General features: G+C 60.9%; 18 protein-coding genes. 11 read left to right on the plus strand and 7 right to left on the minus strand.

Going from position 1 to position 16,410, the window contains the following annotated elements; genetic code table 11:
- Positions 1 to 155: 155 nt before the first annotated feature.
- The 7 genes from rpe (at position 156) to QMX89_RS10655 (ending at position 6,449) form a co-directional block, all read left to right on the plus strand.
- Positions 156 to 830: a ribulose-phosphate 3-epimerase gene (gene rpe / locus QMX89_RS10625; RefSeq protein WP_282348110.1), complete on the plus strand. Its 675-nt coding sequence runs from the start codon at positions 156 to 158 to the stop codon at positions 828 to 830.
- Entirely contained in the window at positions 827 to 1,645 is an 819-nt protein-coding gene (locus QMX89_RS10630; protein ID WP_282348111.1) for a phosphoglycolate phosphatase, read from the plus strand. The genes rpe and QMX89_RS10630 overlap by 4 nt, the downstream gene beginning before the upstream one ends.
- Before the next feature lie 59 nt (positions 1,646 to 1,704).
- Positions 1,705 to 3,183, plus strand: a complete 1,479-nt coding sequence (trpE, locus tag QMX89_RS10635) for an anthranilate synthase component I (RefSeq protein WP_049862398.1) — start codon at positions 1,705 to 1,707, stop codon at positions 3,181 to 3,183.
- 77 nt (positions 3,184 to 3,260) lie between these two features.
- Positions 3,261 to 3,860: an aminodeoxychorismate/anthranilate synthase component II gene (locus QMX89_RS10640; protein WP_049862397.1), complete on the plus strand. Its 600-nt coding sequence runs from the start codon at positions 3,261 to 3,263 to the stop codon at positions 3,858 to 3,860.
- A 9-nt stretch (positions 3,861 to 3,869) separates the two neighbouring features.
- On the plus strand, positions 3,870 to 4,919 hold the full coding sequence (gene trpD, locus QMX89_RS10645) for an anthranilate phosphoribosyltransferase (RefSeq protein WP_056845323.1): 1,050 nt from the start codon (positions 3,870 to 3,872) through the stop codon (positions 4,917 to 4,919).
- Positions 4,916 to 5,716, plus strand: coding sequence for an indole-3-glycerol phosphate synthase TrpC (gene trpC, locus QMX89_RS10650; protein ID WP_282348112.1), 801 nt, complete (start codon positions 4,916 to 4,918; stop codon positions 5,714 to 5,716). Before trpD ends, trpC begins: the two co-directional genes overlap by 4 nt.
- Positions 5,717 to 5,759: 43 nt before the next feature.
- Entirely contained in the window at positions 5,760 to 6,449 is a 690-nt protein-coding gene (locus QMX89_RS10655) for a lipoate--protein ligase family protein (protein ID WP_282348113.1), read from the plus strand.
- 9 nt (positions 6,450 to 6,458) lie between these two features.
- On the opposite strand, the gene crp is transcribed toward QMX89_RS10655, so the two are convergent.
- Positions 6,459 to 7,097: a cAMP-activated global transcriptional regulator CRP gene (crp, locus tag QMX89_RS10660; protein WP_282348114.1), complete on the minus strand. Its 639-nt coding sequence runs from the start codon at positions 7,095 to 7,097 to the stop codon at positions 6,459 to 6,461.
- A gap of 200 nt (positions 7,098 to 7,297) precedes the next feature.
- Here crp and QMX89_RS10665 point away from each other — a divergent pair, with 200 nt between their 5' ends.
- The gene (locus tag QMX89_RS10665; protein WP_043192495.1) at positions 7,298 to 7,720 is read left to right on the plus strand and encodes an OsmC family protein; all 423 of its coding nucleotides are present in this window, start codon (positions 7,298 to 7,300) and stop codon (positions 7,718 to 7,720) included.
- A 60-nt stretch (positions 7,721 to 7,780) separates the two neighbouring features.
- Here QMX89_RS10665 and coq7 read toward each other — a convergent pair whose 3' ends face one another.
- The 4 genes from coq7 to hemJ form a co-directional block, all read right to left on the minus strand.
- Complete coding sequence (coq7, locus tag QMX89_RS10670; protein ID WP_282348115.1) at positions 7,781 to 8,428, minus strand: 2-polyprenyl-3-methyl-6-methoxy-1,4-benzoquinone monooxygenase; 648 nt, start codon at positions 8,426 to 8,428, stop codon at positions 7,781 to 7,783.
- Between the two features lie 39 nt (positions 8,429 to 8,467).
- On the minus strand, positions 8,468 to 8,806 hold the full coding sequence (locus QMX89_RS10675; RefSeq protein ID WP_282348116.1) for a histidine triad nucleotide-binding protein: 339 nt from the start codon (positions 8,804 to 8,806) through the stop codon (positions 8,468 to 8,470).
- Between the two features lie 69 nt (positions 8,807 to 8,875).
- Positions 8,876 to 9,649: an SDR family oxidoreductase gene (locus QMX89_RS10680; protein WP_282348118.1), complete on the minus strand. Its 774-nt coding sequence runs from the start codon at positions 9,647 to 9,649 to the stop codon at positions 8,876 to 8,878.
- A gap of 96 nt (positions 9,650 to 9,745) precedes the next feature.
- Entirely contained in the window at positions 9,746 to 10,171 is a 426-nt protein-coding gene (hemJ, locus tag QMX89_RS10685; RefSeq protein ID WP_043192500.1) for a protoporphyrinogen oxidase HemJ, read from the minus strand.
- A 134-nt stretch (positions 10,172 to 10,305) separates the two neighbouring features.
- Between hemJ and argC the strand changes: the two genes are divergently transcribed.
- Together argC and erpA are read left to right on the plus strand one after the other, a co-directional pair.
- Positions 10,306 to 11,340, plus strand: a complete 1,035-nt coding sequence (gene argC, locus QMX89_RS10690; protein ID WP_282348119.1) for an N-acetyl-gamma-glutamyl-phosphate reductase — start codon at positions 10,306 to 10,308, stop codon at positions 11,338 to 11,340.
- 141 nt (positions 11,341 to 11,481) lie between these two features.
- On the plus strand, positions 11,482 to 11,832 hold the full coding sequence (erpA, locus tag QMX89_RS10695) for an iron-sulfur cluster insertion protein ErpA (RefSeq protein WP_043192502.1): 351 nt from the start codon (positions 11,482 to 11,484) through the stop codon (positions 11,830 to 11,832).
- Between the two features lie 61 nt (positions 11,833 to 11,893).
- Here erpA and QMX89_RS10700 read toward each other — a convergent pair whose 3' ends face one another.
- Both QMX89_RS10700 and QMX89_RS10705 read right to left on the minus strand, forming a co-directional pair.
- A complete protein-coding gene (locus QMX89_RS10700; RefSeq protein WP_282348120.1) occupies positions 11,894 to 12,985 on the minus strand; it encodes an anhydro-N-acetylmuramic acid kinase in 1,092 nt (363 codons plus the stop codon).
- Between the two features lie 3 nt (positions 12,986 to 12,988).
- The gene (locus QMX89_RS10705; protein WP_282348121.1) at positions 12,989 to 14,452 is read right to left on the minus strand and encodes a peptidoglycan DD-metalloendopeptidase family protein; all 1,464 of its coding nucleotides are present in this window, start codon (positions 14,450 to 14,452) and stop codon (positions 12,989 to 12,991) included.
- Between the two features lie 210 nt (positions 14,453 to 14,662).
- Here QMX89_RS10705 and tyrS point away from each other — a divergent pair, with 210 nt between their 5' ends.
- Positions 14,663 to 15,862 (plus strand): tyrosine--tRNA ligase, encoded by a 1,200-nt coding sequence (tyrS, locus tag QMX89_RS10710; RefSeq protein ID WP_282348122.1) that lies wholly within the window; start codon positions 14,663 to 14,665, stop codon positions 15,860 to 15,862.
- Positions 15,863 to 16,410 lie beyond the last annotated feature (548 nt).

The following is a 16,410-nucleotide window of genomic DNA, read 5'->3' on the forward strand; positions in this document are numbered from 1 at the left end:
TATAGCTTAGTGCCATCCACGCAAAGGTCGTTCACAGCGAATATTCCCCCTTTGCTCCGCCCTCGGTTCTGCAATGCGTTCCAGCGCGATTCGCCCGCCCATCGCACCTGAGCTACAATGCGCGCCACCGTGATTCCAGCCTGAATAGGTGCGCCATGCAGCCCTTCGCAATTGCCCCGTCCATCCTCTCTGCGGATTTCGCCCGCCTGGGCGAGGAAGTCGATAACGTACTCGCCGCGGGCGCCGATATCGTCCACTTCGACGTGATGGACAACCACTACGTCCCCAACCTCACCATCGGCCCGATGGTCTGCGCGGCGCTGCGCAAGTACGGCATCAGTGCGCCCATCGACGTCCATCTGATGGTCAGCCCGGTCGACCGCATCATCGGTGACTTCATCGATGCGGGTGCCAGCTACATCACCTTCCACCCCGAAGCGACCCAGCACATTGACCGCTCGCTGCAATTGATCCGCGAAGGCGGCTGCAAGGCCGGTCTGGTCTTCAATCCGGCAACCCCGCTGAACCTGCTCGAATACGTCATGGACAAGGTCGACATGATCCTGTTGATGAGCGTCAACCCCGGTTTCGGCGGTCAGAAGTTCATTCCCGGCACCCTGAACAAACTGCGTGAAGCACGCGCTCTGATCGACGCCAGCGGGCGCGACATCCGCCTGGAAATCGACGGCGGCGTCAACGTGGGCAACATTCGCGAGATCGCCGCAGCCGGTGCCGACACCTTCGTCGCCGGCTCGGCCATCTTCAACGCGCCCGACTACCGCCATGTGATCGAGCAAATGCGCACGGAACTGACGCTGGCCCGCTCATGAGCGCCCTGGAGCGGCTGTTTCCCGGCAGCCTGCCTCGCCTGGTGATGTTCGATCTGGACGGCACCCTGGTGGACTCGGTGCCTGATCTGGCAGCCGCCGTCGATACCATGTTGGCCCAGCTGGGCCGTGAGCCGGCCGGGATCGAAGCCGTGCGCGAATGGATCGGCAACGGTGCCCGCGTGCTGGTTCGCCGTGCGCTGGCAGGCGGCATCGATCACCAGCACATCGACGAGGCGGAAACCGAACACGCCCTCGAGCTGTTTTCAGCGGCCTATGCCGCTAGCCATGCCCTGACCCAGGTCTACCCGGGGGTTCACGAAACCCTCAAATGGCTGCACAAGAAACGCGTGAAGATGGCCCTGATCACCAACAAGCCGGAACGCTTCGTCGCGCCCTTGCTGGACCAGATGGGCCTGGGACGCTATTTCAAGTGGATCATCGGCGGCGATACGCTACCCCAGCAGAAGCCCGATCCGGCAGCCCTGTTGTTCGTCATGAAAATGGCCAAGGTCAAGGTGCAGCACGCTTTGTTCGTCGGCGATTCGCGCAGCGACGTGCAAGCCGCCAAGGCCGCGGGCGTGACCTGTATCGCGCTCAGCTACGGTTACAACCATGGCCGACCGATCGCCGAGGAATCACCGGCACTGGTCATCGACGATCTGCGCGCACTGATGCCTGGTTGCTTCGATCCGGCCACTGGGATAACGTTGGCCCACGGCAACTCCCCCGCTCATAGAGATTCCATCGTGGTGGTCACTCGCAAACTCTGGATGAAAGTCATCAAGGCCCTGGCCCGCTGGCGTTGGCGCGCCTGACTTTCCCGTTCCAGCGTTTGCCCACAGACCGTTCGACCCCTCCATCACGAGGCTGAATCATGACCCGCGAAGAATTTCTGCGCCTGGCCGCCGAAGGCTACAACCGTATCCCGATGGCCCACGAAACCCTGGCCGACTTCGACACACCCCTGTCCATCTACCTGAAACTGGCCGACCAGCCCAATTCCTATCTGCTGGAATCGGTGCAGGGCGGCGAGAAATGGGGCCGCTACTCGATCATCGGCCTGCCGTGCCGCACCGTCCTGCGTGTGCACGGCTACCATGCCAGCGTGACCTGCGACGGTGTCGAGATCGAAGCCTGCGATGTCGAAGACCCGCTGGCCTTCGTCGAGACCTTCAAGGCCCGCTACAACGTGCCGACCATCGCTGGCCTGCCACGCTTCAACGGTGGCCTGGTGGGCTATTTCGGCTATGACTGCGTGCGTTACGTCGAGAAGCGTTTGGGCCAGTGCCCGAACCCGGATCCGCTGGGCGTTCCGGACATCCTGTTGATGGTCTCCGATGCCGTGGTGGTGTTCGACAACCTGGCTGGCAAGATGCACGCCATCGTCCTGGCCGATCCTGCGCAGGCCGATGCCTACGAGCAGGCCCGCGACCAGCTCGAAGCCTTGATGGACCGCCTGCGCCAGCCCATCGCGCCGCGCCGCGGGCTGGACTTCAATCGTCCGCAAGCTGCCGACCCGGTGTTTCGTTCCAGTTTCACCCAGTCCGACTACGAAGGCGCCGTCGACACCATCAAGGAATACATCCTGGCAGGCGACGTCATGCAGGTGGTCCCTTCGCAGCGCATGTCCATCGACTTCAAGGCCGCGCCGATCGATCTGTACCGCGCGTTGCGCTGCTTCAACCCAACGCCTTACATGTACTTCTTCAATTTCGGCGATTTCCACGTAGTCGGCAGCTCGCCCGAAGTGCTGGTGCGGGTCGAGGACGACCTGATCACGGTACGGCCGATTGCCGGAACCCGCCCGCGCGGCGCGACCGAAGAAGCCGACCATGCGCTGGAAGTCGACCTGCTGTCGGATGACAAGGAGATCGCCGAGCACTTGATGCTGATCGACCTGGGCCGCAACGACGTGGGCCGGGTATCGGAAGTTGGCTCGGTGAAGCTGACCGAGAAGATGGTCATCGAGCGTTACTCCAACGTGATGCACATCGTGTCCAACGTGACCGGCCACCTCAAGCAGGGCCTGACCGCCATGGACGCCCTGCGCGCCATCCTGCCGGCTGGCACCCTGTCCGGTGCCCCAAAGATCCGCGCCATGGAAATCATCGACGAGCTGGAACCGGTCAAGCGCGGTGTCTACGGCGGTGCGGTCGGCTACTTCGCCTGGAACGGCAACATGGATACCGCGATCGCCATCCGTACCGCGGTCATCAAGAACGGTGAACTGCACGTACAGGCTGGCGGCGGCATCGTGGCCGACTCGGTGCCTGCCCTGGAATGGGAAGAAACGCTGAACAAGCGTCGCGCCATGTTCAAGGCCGTGGCCCTGGCCGAGCAATCGCCAGACTGATACCGGACCCGGCAAGCCAGTGTTCACCGGTTCCAGACAACCGGTGACCCGTCAGCAGATTCGAGAGGTTAAGCACCATGTTGCTCATGATCGACAATTACGACTCCTTTACCTACAACGTCGTCCAGTACCTGGGCGAGCTTGGCGCTGACGTCAAGGTCATCCGCAACGATGAACTGACCATCGCCGAAATCGAGGCCCTGGCCCCGGAGCGCATCGTCGTTTCGCCCGGACCCTGCACGCCCAACGAAGCCGGTGTGTCTCTTGACGTCATTCGCCACTTCGCCGGCAAGCTGCCCATCCTGGGTGTCTGCCTAGGCCATCAGTCGATCGGCCAGGCCTTCGGCGGTGACGTGGTGCGCGCTCGGCAGGTCATGCACGGCAAGACCAGCCCGATCACCCACACCGACCTGGGTGTATTCGAAGGTCTCAGCCACCCATTGACCGTCACCCGCTATCACTCCCTGGTAGTCAAGGCGCAGACCCTGCCCGAGTGCCTGGAGCTGACGGCCTGGACCACACACGAAGACGGCACGGTGGACGAGATTATGGGCCTGCGGCACAAGACCCTGAATGTCGAGGGTGTGCAGTTCCACCCCGAATCGATCCTGACCGAGCAAGGCCACGAGCTGTTCGCCAACTTTCTCAAGCAGACCGGCGGCAGCCGCCAGGGCTAAGGGATACCCATGGATATCAAAAGCGCGCTGACCCGTATCGTCAGCCAGTTGGACCTCAGCACCGAGGAAATGCGCACGGTGATGCTCGACATCATGACCGGCCAATGCAGCGAAGCGCAGATCGGCGCCTTCATGATGGGCATGCGCATGAAAAGCGAGACCATCGACGAGATCGTCGGCGCCGTGTCGGCGATGCGCGAGCTGGCGAGCAAGGTCGAACTGCGGACCTTGGACAAGGTGGTCGACATCGTCGGCACCGGTGGCGATGGCGCCAACATCTTCAACGTGTCCACTGCCTCGGCACTGGTCGTCGCGGCGGCCGGTTGCACGGTGGCCAAGCATGGCAACCGTGCGGTCTCGGGCAAGAGCGGCAGCGCTGACCTGCTCGAAGCTGCCGGCGTCTACCTCAACCTGGACGCCACTCAGGTCGCCCGCTGCATCGACAGCGTCGGCATCGGCTTCATGTTCGCCCAGGCTCATCACAGCGCCATGAAACACGCCGCCATCCCGCGCCGCGATCTGGGCCTGCGGACCCTGTTCAACATGCTCGGGCCCTTGACCAATCCGGCAGGCGTCAAGCATCAGGTGGTCGGTGTGTTCACCCAGGCCCTGTGCCGACCGCTGGCCGAAGTGCTGGCGCGCCTGGGCAGCAAACACGTACTGGTGGTGCATTCGCGCGACGGTCTGGACGAGTTCAGCCTGGCCGCGCCAACCTTCGTCGCCGAGCTCAAGGATGGCGAAGTCACCGAATACTGGGTCGAGCCCGAAGACCTGGGCATCAAGAGCCAGAGCTTGCACGGGTTGGTGGTCGACAGCCCGGCGGCTTCGCTCGAATTGATCCGCGATGCGCTGGGTCGACGCAAGACCGAACATGGCGAGAAAGCCGCCGAAATGATCGTCCTCAATGCCGGCGCAGCGTTGTACGCCGCCGATGTGGCGAGCAGCCTGCAAGAGGGCGTGGCCATGGCGCACGATGCCTTGCATACCGGCCTGGCCCGCGAAAAGCTCGAGGAGCTGGGTGCCTTTACCGCTGTATTCAAGCAGGAGAACGAAGCATGAGCGTGCCTACGGTGTTAGAGAACATACTGGCGCGCAAGGCGCAGGAAGTGGCCGAGCGTCGCGAACGAGTCGGCCTGGCCGAACTCGAGCGCCTTGCCGCCGCAGCCGATGCGCCGCGTGGTTTTGCCCAGGCCTTGATCGCCCAGGCCGCTTCGAAGAAGCCAGCGGTCATTGCCGAGGTCAAGAAAGCCTCGCCCAGCAAAGGTGTCATCCGCGAGCACTTCGTACCTGCCGACATCGCCGCCAGCTACGAGAAAGGCGGCGCTACCTGCCTGTCAGTGCTGACCGACATCGACTATTTCCAAGGGGCCGACCTGTACCTGCAACAGGCGCGCGCGGCCTGCCAGCTGCCGGTGATCCGCAAGGACTTCATGATCGACCCCTATCAGGTGGTCGAAGCGCGCGCATTGGGGGCGGACTGCATCCTGTTGATCGTCTCGGCGCTGCAGGATGCGCAAATGGCCGAGCTTGCCGCTGTGGCCAAAGGCGTCGGCCTCGACGTGCTGGTCGAAGTCCACGACGGCGATGAGTTGGAGCGCGCACTGAAAACCCTGGACACCCCGCTGGTCGGCGTCAACAACCGCAACCTGCACACCTTCGACGTCAGCCTGGAAACCACGCTCGATCTGCTGCCGCGTATCCCGCGCGATCGCCTGGTGATCACCGAGAGCGGCATCTTCAACCGCGCCGACGTTCAGTTGATGGAAATCAACGGGGTCTACTCGTTCCTGGTCGGCGAAGCGTTCATGCGCGCCGAAGATCCAGGCACGGAACTGCAGCGCCTGTTCTTCCCCTGATCCAACGGCCGTCTGGGCCTTCACTTCGCACGAGTCTCGCCCCATGCTTCAGCATTTGCCTACGGAACAGGGTTTGCGCGCCGAGCAGGATCTGCTCGGCAGTGTGTGCAAGGGTGAGCAGGCGTGGGGCCTGCTGTTCTGGTGCCCGACCGATCGCACCTTGGTGATGCCGCGACGCATGAGCCGCCTCGATGGCTTCGAGCAGGCCAGCCTCGCATCGGCTGCCAGCGGCTGGCCCGTGCTGCTGCGCGAGACCGGCGGCGAACCGGTGCCACAGTCGCCCTCGACGATCAACGTCGCGCTGGTGTATGTGGCCCCGCAGCAGGAAGGCGACCAACACCGTATCGAAACGGCCTACCGCCGCCTGTGCCAGCCCTTGCTCGACGCCCTCGAGCGCCTGGGTGGCAGCGCGTCACTGGGCGAAATAGAAGGCGCCTTCTGCGATGGCCGCTTCAACGTCAATCTCGACGGCCGCAAATGGGTGGGCACTGCACAGCGCTGGCGCCAGGGTCTGAGCGGCACGCGTCCGGTGGTATTGGTTCACGGAGCGATGTTGATGGAGGACGAGCGCGAATCGATGGCGGCCGCCGTCAATCTGTTCAATCAGCAGTGTGGGCTGGAGCAGCGCGTCAAGGCTTCCAGCCATATAGCACTGCACGAGCGTCACCCCGCCTCGGATCTGATCGACGAGCTGCAAATCGTCTATACCCGAATGCTGACGGCACTGGTCTGAGCCTGACGGTCAGCGGGTGCCGTACACCACCATGGTCTTGCCCTTAACGTGGACCACGCTGCGCTCTTCCAGGTCCTTGAGAACCCGGCCAACCATTTCCCGTGAACAACCCACGATGCGGCCGATTTCCTGACGCGTGATCTTGATCTGCATGCCGTCGGGGTGGGTCATCGCGTCGGGCTGCTTGCACAGATCCAGCAAGCAACGAGCTACCCGCCCGGTCACATCGAAGAACGCCAAATCGCCCACCTTGCGCGTGGTGTCGCGCAGACGTTGCGCCATTTGCCCACACACGGCATAGAGCATGTCCGGCTCCTGCTGAGCCAACTCGCGAAACGCCGCATAGCTGATCTGCACCACTTCGCATTCGGTCCTGGCGCGTACACAGGCATCGTGTGCCTGTGTGCTATGGACTGATTGAAAAAGGCCCAGCTCGCCGAAGAAATCTCCGGGATTGAGGTAGGCAATCACCAACTCCCGACCTTCCTCGGCCTCGATCATCACCGTCGCCGAGCCTTTGAGAATCAACGAAAGGGTGTCATCCCGTGCACCGGCCGCGATCAGCGTAGTCTTCGCGGCAAATCGATGGCGCTGACCTTGCGCAAGCAGCTTTTCGAGGTTCTTGATCTTGTGCGCGGCAGCAGTCATGGCTTGGTTCCGGAAAGGGCAATCGATCTTGCATGAATCACGGCAATACGCCAGTACATTGGCGTCAGCTTATCAGACACATAGTGGGGTCACACGGCATTTGACTGCAGAACGTGGGATTTGACCGTTTCGACCTCGCGAATTGTTACAGGTGCGCTGTGTTAAGCTCACCCGCTTTATGAACACGGGAGTCCGGAAAGATGAAGGCGCGTATTCAGTGGGCCGGCGAGGCCATGTTTCTGGGCGAGTCGGGTAGCGGCCATGTCGTGGTCATGGACGGACCCCCCGAGAGCGGCGGCCGCAACCTCGGCGTTCGCCCCATGGAAATGCTGCTGCTGGGCCTGGGCGGCTGCAGCAACTATGACGTGGTCAGCATCCTCAAGAAATCGCGCCAGCCCATCGAAAGCTGCGAAGCCTTTCTGGAGGCCGAACGCGCCACGGAAGACCCGAAAGTCTTCACGAAGATCCACTTGCACTTCGTGGTCAAGGGCCGCGGCCTGAAAGAAGCTCAGGTCAAGCGTGCAGTGGAGCTGTCGGCGGAGAAGTATTGCTCGGCATCCATCATGCTGGGTCGCGCTGGCGTGGACATCACCCATGACTACGAAATCGTCGAACTGGGCTGACTTTGAAAACAAGTAAAAAGGGCGCTCATCGAGCGCCCCTGTTCTATCTGCTGCAAACAATCAAATCCGGTAGGTGCTCTTGGTCATGACCTTGGCCACCAGGCTCATGCCAAAGCGCAACGGTGCCGGAAACCTGGCCCCACCAGCGTCGAGCGCCGATTCGGCATGGGCTTGTTCATCACTGCGCATCTGCGCCAGGATCGCCCGCGACTTGACGTCTTCGGCAGGCAGTTGCAGCAAGTGCTCGTCCAGATGCTTGACCACCTGATGCTCGGTCGCCGCCACGAAACCCAGGCTCACCCGGTCGCTGATGACGCCCGCTACCGCGCCGATACCGAACGACATGCCGTAGAACAACGGATTGAGCACGCTGGTATGGCTGCCCAGTTGCCGAATGCGCTGCTCGCACCACGCCAGGTGGTCCACTTCCTCTTCGGCCGCATGCTCCATGGCCTTGCGCACCTGGGGCAGCTTCGCGGTCAGGGCTTGTCCTTGATATAGCGCCTGAGCGCAGACCTCACCGGTGTGATTGATACGCATCAGGCCGGCCACGTGCCGACTCTGCTGCTTGTCCATCGTCACCTCGGGCTGGACGAGCGCCGGCGAGGGGCGCGATGGATGTCCGCTGAACGGTAACAGCGTGCGCATGGCCGTATCGGCCTGCAGCAGCAAACGATCAATGGGCGAGTAGTGACGCTGGGTAGCCATGGGCACCTCCGTTGAAAACCTGGCCTGCATGAATGCCGCTCAACCGGGCGGCCAGTTCATCTGGCGCTGTCCCATTACATGCATGTGTATGTGGTAGACGGTCTGACCGCCCAGTTCGTTGCAGTTCATGACCACCCGAAAGCCCTCTTCGCAGCCTAGTTCCTTGGCCAGCCGCTGGGCGGTGAACAGGATATGTCCAGCCAGGCCCTTGTCGTCTTCGGTCAAGTCGTTGAGCGTGCGGATGGGTTTTTTCGGGATCACCAGAAAATGCACCGGGGCCTGTGGCGCGATATCGTGGAAGGCCAGTACCTGGTCATCCTCGTAGATGATCTTGGCCGGAATCTCCCGGTTGATGATCTTGGTAAACAAAGTATCCACAATGCATCTCCATGGCAGTCGAAGGTTCAGTGTACTGAGGCTTGTGCCCAGCGCCCAGCCTTGCCGGCTTCAATGGGGGGCGAAAGCCTTGTTGATCCATCCACTCACGATGCGCGTCAGCCACCGTGAGCCCAGCCGCGGAGCCCTGGCCAGCCAGGCATTACGCTGCCCAGGCACGATCACCGCGCGATTGCGGGCCAGCGCTCGTACCGTCTGCAGCGCTACCTGCTCGGGGTCCAGCACCTGCGAGCTGTTCGCCAGGCGCGGAATGCGCCTCTGGCTGGAGCGTACCGGTCCAGGACACAGCACCGAAACCTTCACCCCGGTCTGCTTGAGTTCCTCGCGCAGCCCTTCGGAAAAATGCAGCACATAGGCCTTGCTCGCCGCATAGCTGCTCATCCATGGGCCGGGCTGGAAGGCGGCCAGTGAGGCGACATTCAGGATCTGCCCACCACCCTGCACGGCCATTGCATTGCCCAAGGCGTGACAGAGGCGGGTGAGGGCTAGAACGTTCAGTTCGATCAGATCCTGTTCCTGGCTCCAGTCCTGAGCCAGAAAGTGCCCATAGGAGCGTACGGCTGCGCAGTTCACCAACAGGTCGATCTGGCGTTCGCTTTCTTCAAGCTCCAACAGAAACCCCGACAGCCGCAGGGGTTCGCCCAGGTCGCAGGCACGAAACAATACTTCCACACCAAAGCGCTGCGTCAGTTCAGCGGCAATGATTTCAAGCTGGTCACGCTGGCGCGCTACCAGAAGCAGGCTGCGCCCACGCCTGGCCAGGGCTTCGGCCATGGCCAGGCCCAAGCCTGCCGACGCGCCTGTGATCATGGCATAACGGGTCATCGAATTCTCCATACCCCCGCCAGGCAAGCTGGCGCGGTTTCATATGGACATTCTACCGCGCGCGTTCACGTTTGGGCTCACAGCTTGTGCGTGACCTCAGAACGGCTTGACCACCACCAGGATCACAACGGCCAGCAGGATCAGCACTGGAATTTCGTTGAACCAGCGGTAGTACACATGGCTGCGTTTATTCTCGCCACGTGCGAAGCGCTTCATCTGCGCACCGCACACGTGATGGTAGCCGGTCAGCAATATGACCAGGGTCAGCTTGGCATGCATCCACCCCTGGCTCATCCAGCCCGGCGACAGTGCAATCAGCCAGATACCGAAGACGAACGTGGCGATCATCGCCGGGGTCATGATGCCGCGGTAAAGCTTGCGCTCCATGACGGCAAAGCGTTCGCGGCTGACGGTGTCCTCGCTCTGTGCGTGGTAGACGAACAGACGAGGCAGGTAGAACAGCCCGGCAAACCAGCAGACAACGCTGACGATATGCAGAGCCTTGATCCATAGATAAAGCATTTTCGGTCTTCTCAGGTTCACGGTAGCGTCGATAGTAGAGTCTGTCGGCGTTCGCGTCATCTCAACGGTTGTGACTCACGCCCCAGGCCCCTATCATCGAAGGCTTTCCAGTCGCATCGTGAAGAGGGCAGTGTATGGTCAAGGTCGGTATCGTCGGCGGCACGGGTTACACCGGAGTCGAACTGCTACGTCTGCTGGCGCAGCATCCGCAGGCGCAGGTAGAGGTCATCACCTCCCGATCCGAGGCTGGCCTGCCGGTTGCCGACCTGTACCCCAACCTGCGCGGTCACTACGACGGCCTGGCGTTCAGCGTCCCGGACATCAAGACCCTGGGTGCCTGCGACGTAGTGTTCTTCGCCACGCCCCACGGTGTCGCCCACGCCCTGGCCGGCGAGCTGCTGGCGGCGGGTATCAAGGTCATCGACCTGTCCGCCGACTTCCGCCTGCAGGATGCCGATGAATGGGCCAAGTGGTACGGTCAGCCGCACGGTGCGCCCGAGCTGCTGGCCGATGCCGTCTATGGCTTGCCCGAGGTCAACCGCGAGCAGATCCGCCAGGCGCGCCTGATCGCCGTGCCAGGCTGCTATCCGACGGCCACCCAGCTGGGCTTCCTGCCGCTGCTCGAGGCTGGACTGGCCGACAACACGCGTCTGATCGCCGACTGCAAGTCGGGCGTCAGTGGTGCGGGGCGCGGCGCCAGCGTAGGTTCACTGTTCTGCGAAGCTGGCGAAAGCATGAAGGCCTATGCGGTCAAGGGCCACCGTCACCTGCCCGAAATCACCCAAGGCCTGCGTCGGGCCGCCGGTGGTGAGGTGGGTCTGACCTTCGTCCCCCACCTCACGCCCATGATCCGCGGTATCCACTCCACACTGTATGCCACGGTCGTCGACAAATCGGTCGATCTGCAGGCGCTGTATGAAGAACGCTACGCCGATGAACCCTTCGTCGACGTCATGCCGGCCGGCAGCCACCCCGAAACCCGCAGCGTGCGCGGCGCCAACGTCTGCCGCATCGCCGTGCACCGCCCCCAGGGTGGCGACCTGGTGGTCGTGCTTTCGGTCATCGACAACCTGGTCAAAGGCGCGTCGGGCCAAGCCGTGCAGAACATGAACATCCTGTTCGGTCTGGACGAACGCTTCGGTCTGTCCCACGCCGGCATGCTGCCCTGACCATTTCCGCAGCATCGCCCAGAGGCCTGCATTGCGGGCCTCTTTGCTTTAGCCACTGGCTAATTCTTGACCATTTTCGTAGGAGAAGAGGATAATGCCGCCATTGAGCATTATGACGGCGTACGCCGGGAGAACTTCTACATGAGCGTCGAATCCTTTACCCCCATGGCTTTGCAATTCACCCAAGGGGCTGCCATCAAGGTCAAGACCCTGGTCGATGAAGAGGGTAACGATCGTCTCAAGCTGCGCGTCTTCGTCACCGGTGGCGGCTGCTCGGGCTTCCAGTATGGCTTCACCTTCGATGAAGATGTCGCCGAAGACGACACCATCGTGGAGCGCGAAGGCGTCAGTCTCGTGGTCGATCCCATGAGCTTCCAATACCTGGCCGGCGCACAGGTCGATTACCAGGAAGGCTTGGAAGGTTCGCGATTCGTGATCAACAACCCCAACGCCAGTACCACCTGCGGTTGCGGTCAGTCCTTCTCGATCTGATCCAGCACCCATGAAAAACGCCGTGCGATTGCACGGCGTTTTGCATTTCAGGCATCCAGCTTCAGGCCGGGTAGATGGCGCCCAACACGCGCAGGCCTCGCGCGCCGGTCACGCTGGGCCGGTTGGCCGCAACGCCTTGCAGGCAGCAATCAGCCAGCCAGGCAAAAGCCATGGCTTCGACCCAGTCCGGATCGACACCCGCCGCTGTCGTACTCTTGACCCGAGTCCCCGACAGCAAGGCTTGCAGTCGCGCCATCAAGGCCTGGTTGTGAGCGCCGCCACCGCACACCAGCAGTGCATGAGTGCTCGGCTGGGCGACACGCAGCGACTGCACGATGCTTTGCGCGGTCAGCTCGAGAAGCGTTGCTTGAACGTCGGCGTCATCGAACGCAGGAAGGCTGTCCAGGTGCCGTTGCAGCCAGCTCAGGTTGAACACCTCGCGCCCCGTGCTTTTCGGGCCGCTGCCAGCGAAGAATGGATCGCTTAGCAGAGCACTCAGCAAATGCGGTTGCAGCGTACCGGTCGCTGCCCAAGCGCCTGCTCGATCATAGTCCTGGCCACGCTTGAGCTGAATCCAGGCATCCATCAGCACGTTGCCAGGTCCGCAGTCGAAACCGCTTACTGGCTGATTGCCGCCGATCAGACTGAGATTGCTGAAGCCACCCACATTGAGCACCGCACGCGCCTCACCTTCGGCACCGAACAGCGCTTCGTGGAAGGCCGGAACCAAGGGTGCACCCTGACCGCCGGCGGCCACATCGCGTCGGCGAAAATCGCCCACGACGGTGATCTGCGTCAGCTCCGCCAACAACGCCGGATTGCCGATCTGTACGGTGAAGCCCCGAGCTGGCTCGTGCCTCACGGTCTGTCCGTGGCTACCAATCGCTCGGATGTCGGCAGATGCAAGATGCTGTGAGGCCAGCAAGGCAGAGATGCCATCGGCTGCCAGTGCTACCCATTGGTTTTCGGCGACGGCAGCTCGAGCGATTTCATCCGGCCCGCTGGCGCACAGTTCCAGTAGCTGGCTGCGCAATGCCTCGGGCATGGGCACGTAGTGTGTTGCCACGAGCCGAGTGGATTGATCCTGCTCGATCAGGGCGATGTCCAGCCCATCGAGACTGGTGCCGGACATGACCCCAAGGTAGTACGCCATGGCTCAGCGCTTGCTCGCCAGCAGGGTGCTGCGCTCTACGTCCATCTTCGCCATCAGCGGCTGGCTCAGCTGGTTGAAGCGCTGTTTCTCGGACTTGGCGATTGGGTCAGCCATCGGCAGCTTCTGGCTCAGAGGATCGACGTGCACGCCGTTTACCTGGAACTCGTAATGCAGATGCGGGCCTGTCGACAGACCGGTGGTACCGATGTAACCGATCACCTGGCCTTGCTTGACGCTGCCACCGGTCTTGATGCCTTTGGCGAAGCCCTGCATGTGTCCGTACAGCGTGGTGTAGCTGTTGCCGTGCTGAATGATCACGGTGTTGCCATAGCCGCCACGACGACCGGCCAAGGTGATCTTGCCGTCACCGGCCGCCTTGATCGGCGTACCGCGCGGCGCAGCATAGTCAACGCCCTTGTGCGCACGGATCTTGTTCAGAATCGGATGCTTGCGGCCCATCGAGAAACGCGAGCTGATGCGGGCAAAGTCCACCGGGGTACGGATGAACGCCTTGCGCATGCTGTTGCCATCGGCGGTGTAGTAATTGCTGTTGCCCTGCTTGTTGGTATAGCGCACTGCGGTATAGGTTTTGCCGCGGTTGGTGAAGCGCGCAGCGAGAATGCCGCCGGTACCGATTACCTTACCGTTGAGTACACGCTGCTCGTAGATGATGTCGAACTCATCGCCCTGGCGAATATCCTGAGCAAAGTCCACGTCATATCCGAAGATGCTGGCCATATCCATAGTCTGGCTATGAGACAGCCCGGCACGCGCCGCTGACTGCGACAGCGAGTTCTTGATCACGCCATGGGCATACGCTTCACGAGTCACCGGCTTGCTGGTTTCACGCTCGAAGGCGAAACCCGTGCCAGCCTTGGTCAGCCGGATGGTGTCCAGGTCGCTGACCTTGCTGTGCAGGCTGAGCAATTCGCCTTCCGGCGACAGTTCGAATTCCAGCAGTTGTCCACGCTTGAGCTGAGTGAACTGTTTGGCCTTCTTGTCACTGCCCATGACGTCGGCCACGGTCGACGCCGGCAAACCGACCTTCTCGAACAGCGTGGAAAGCGTGTCGCCCTTGGCAACCACCACCTGACGATGTCCCGGCTCTTTCTTCGCGGCAGCGACTTCCTTGGCAGCGGGTGCTTCCTTGGTTGCAGCAACGTGGGGGGCTTGATGCTCGGATGGCTGTGCAGCGTGCTCGGTGTCGGTCGAGGCAGGCGTTTCAATCTGGGCGAAGGGTGCAGGGGCTGCCTGTTCGGCGATCGGGGCAACCGGGGTGTCTTGTTCGGCCTCCTTGAGCTGTTCGACGGGAGCCGGCATTTCCAGGCTCATGTTCGTGCGTTTTGCTTCTACATCGCTGGAAGGAAACACCAGCAAGGCAAGGCTGAGGAGGGCGGCCAGGCCGCTGGCAGCCACAAGGTGGCTCTTCGGATAAAGCGGCGGCGCTTTAGGCGGTTGCTTGGTCATAGGTGATTTTTTGACTTTTAAAGATGGAAAGATGAGATGAATGACATGATGAAGATGAAATAACTGTATAAAATATAACCAAAACCCCTCCAAAGCAAGCTCGCAGACGTTTGCTTGGCGCCAATGAGTCACATCTGCGCCCGCGCCTTGTATTTGACCGGTGATCTTGTATCGTTGAGCCTTTTGAATCCGAGCGTTGTAGGACCTTATATGAAGTCTGTTGAAGAGCAGCTGGCGCTGATCAAGCGCGGCACTGAAGAGGTGCTGGTCGAATCCGAACTGGTCGAGAAGCTCAAGCGCGGTCAGCCCCTGCGTATCAAGGCAGGCTTCGATCCCACCGCGCCGGATCTGCACCTGGGCCACACCGTGCTGATCAACAAGCTGCGGCAGTTCCAGGAGCTGGGTCACCAGGTCATCTTCCTTATAGGTGACTTCACCGGCTCCATCGGTGACCCCAGTGGCAAGAGCGCCACACGTCCACCGCTGACGCGTGAGCAGGTGCTGGAGAATGCCGAGACCTACAAGGCCCAGGTGTTCAAGATCCTGGATCCTGCCAAAACAGAAGTGGCGTTCAACTCCACCTGGATGGACGTCCTCAGCCCAGCTGACTTCATTCGCCTGGCTTCGCAGTACACCGTGGCCCGTATGCTCGAGCGCGATGATTTCGACAAGCGCTACACCAGCAACCAGCCGATCGCGATTCACGAGTTCCTCTATCCTCTAGTCCAGGGTTATGACTCCGTTGCCCTGCGGGCAGACGTCGAGCTGGGCGGTACCGACCAGAAATTCAACCTGTTGATGGGGCGTGAGCTGCAGCGCTCTTATGGTCAGGATGCCCAGTGCATCGTCACCTTGCCGTTGCTGGAAGGCCTGGACGGTGTCAAGAAGATGTCCAAGTCGCTGGGCAACTACGTGGGCATTCAGGAAGCGCCCGGCATCATGTACAGCAAGCTGGTGTCCATTCCCGATGCACTGATGTGGCGTTACTTCGAGCTGCTCAGCTTCCGCAGCATGGATGAGATCGACGCTTTCAAGGCGGATGTGGAAGCCGGTGCCAATCCGCGTGACATCAAGATCAAGCTGGCCGAAGAGATCGTTGCGCGCTTCCATGGCGAGGAAGCGGCACACAGCGCCCATAAGGCAGCGGGCAACCGCATGAAGGATGGTGAGCTGCCAGAAGATTTGCCGGAAGTGGATGTCGCAGCCGCTGAAGACATGCCTATAGCGGCTATCCTTAATAAGGCAGGGCTGGTCAAGAACGCCGCAGGCGCGCGCGATCTGCTCAATGCCGGAAGTGTCCGCGTCGACGGTGCTGTGGTAGACCGCGCATTCATCTTCCCGCTGGGCGCAACCCATGTCGTACAGGCCGGCAAGAAGGCTTTCGCCCGCATTACGCTAAAAATCGAATAATTCAAAACAAGGGCTTGACGGCGAATTCGAAGTGTCTATAATTCGCCCCACTTCCGGCGCAGCCGAAACGATAAACGCCTTGTTAATCAATGAGTTAGTCGTTCAGGCAGTAAGGAAGTTCTTCGATCTTAAAGGTCGAAAGCGGTGAAAAAGGCAGTTGACAGCGGTTTGAAACGCTGTAGAATTCGCCTCCCGCTGACGAGTGATCGAAGTGAGTCAAGTGTTTGAAGTTGTTCAGGTTTCTGGAAAAATACTTCGAAATAAACGCTTGACAGAATATGAGGTTGGCGTAGAATGCGCGCCTCGGTTGAGACGAAAGAATCAACCCACCGCTCTTTAACAATTGAATCAAGCAATTCGTGTGGGTGCTTGTGAGTTAAGACTGTTAGTCAACAAGATTATCAGCATCACAACTACTCCGCGAGAAATCAAAGAGTTACCTCGATCCTTCGGGTTCGAGTTTGCGATTGCTGAGCCAAGTTTATAGGGTTTTCTCAAAACCCGATTGCAGTATTGAACTGAAGAGTTTGATCATGGCTCAGATTGAA

The organism is Pseudomonas sp. PS01301, from assembly GCF_029960215.1.
In the GTDB taxonomy this organism is placed as follows: domain Bacteria; phylum Pseudomonadota; class Gammaproteobacteria; order Pseudomonadales; family Pseudomonadaceae; genus Aquipseudomonas; species Aquipseudomonas coleopterorum.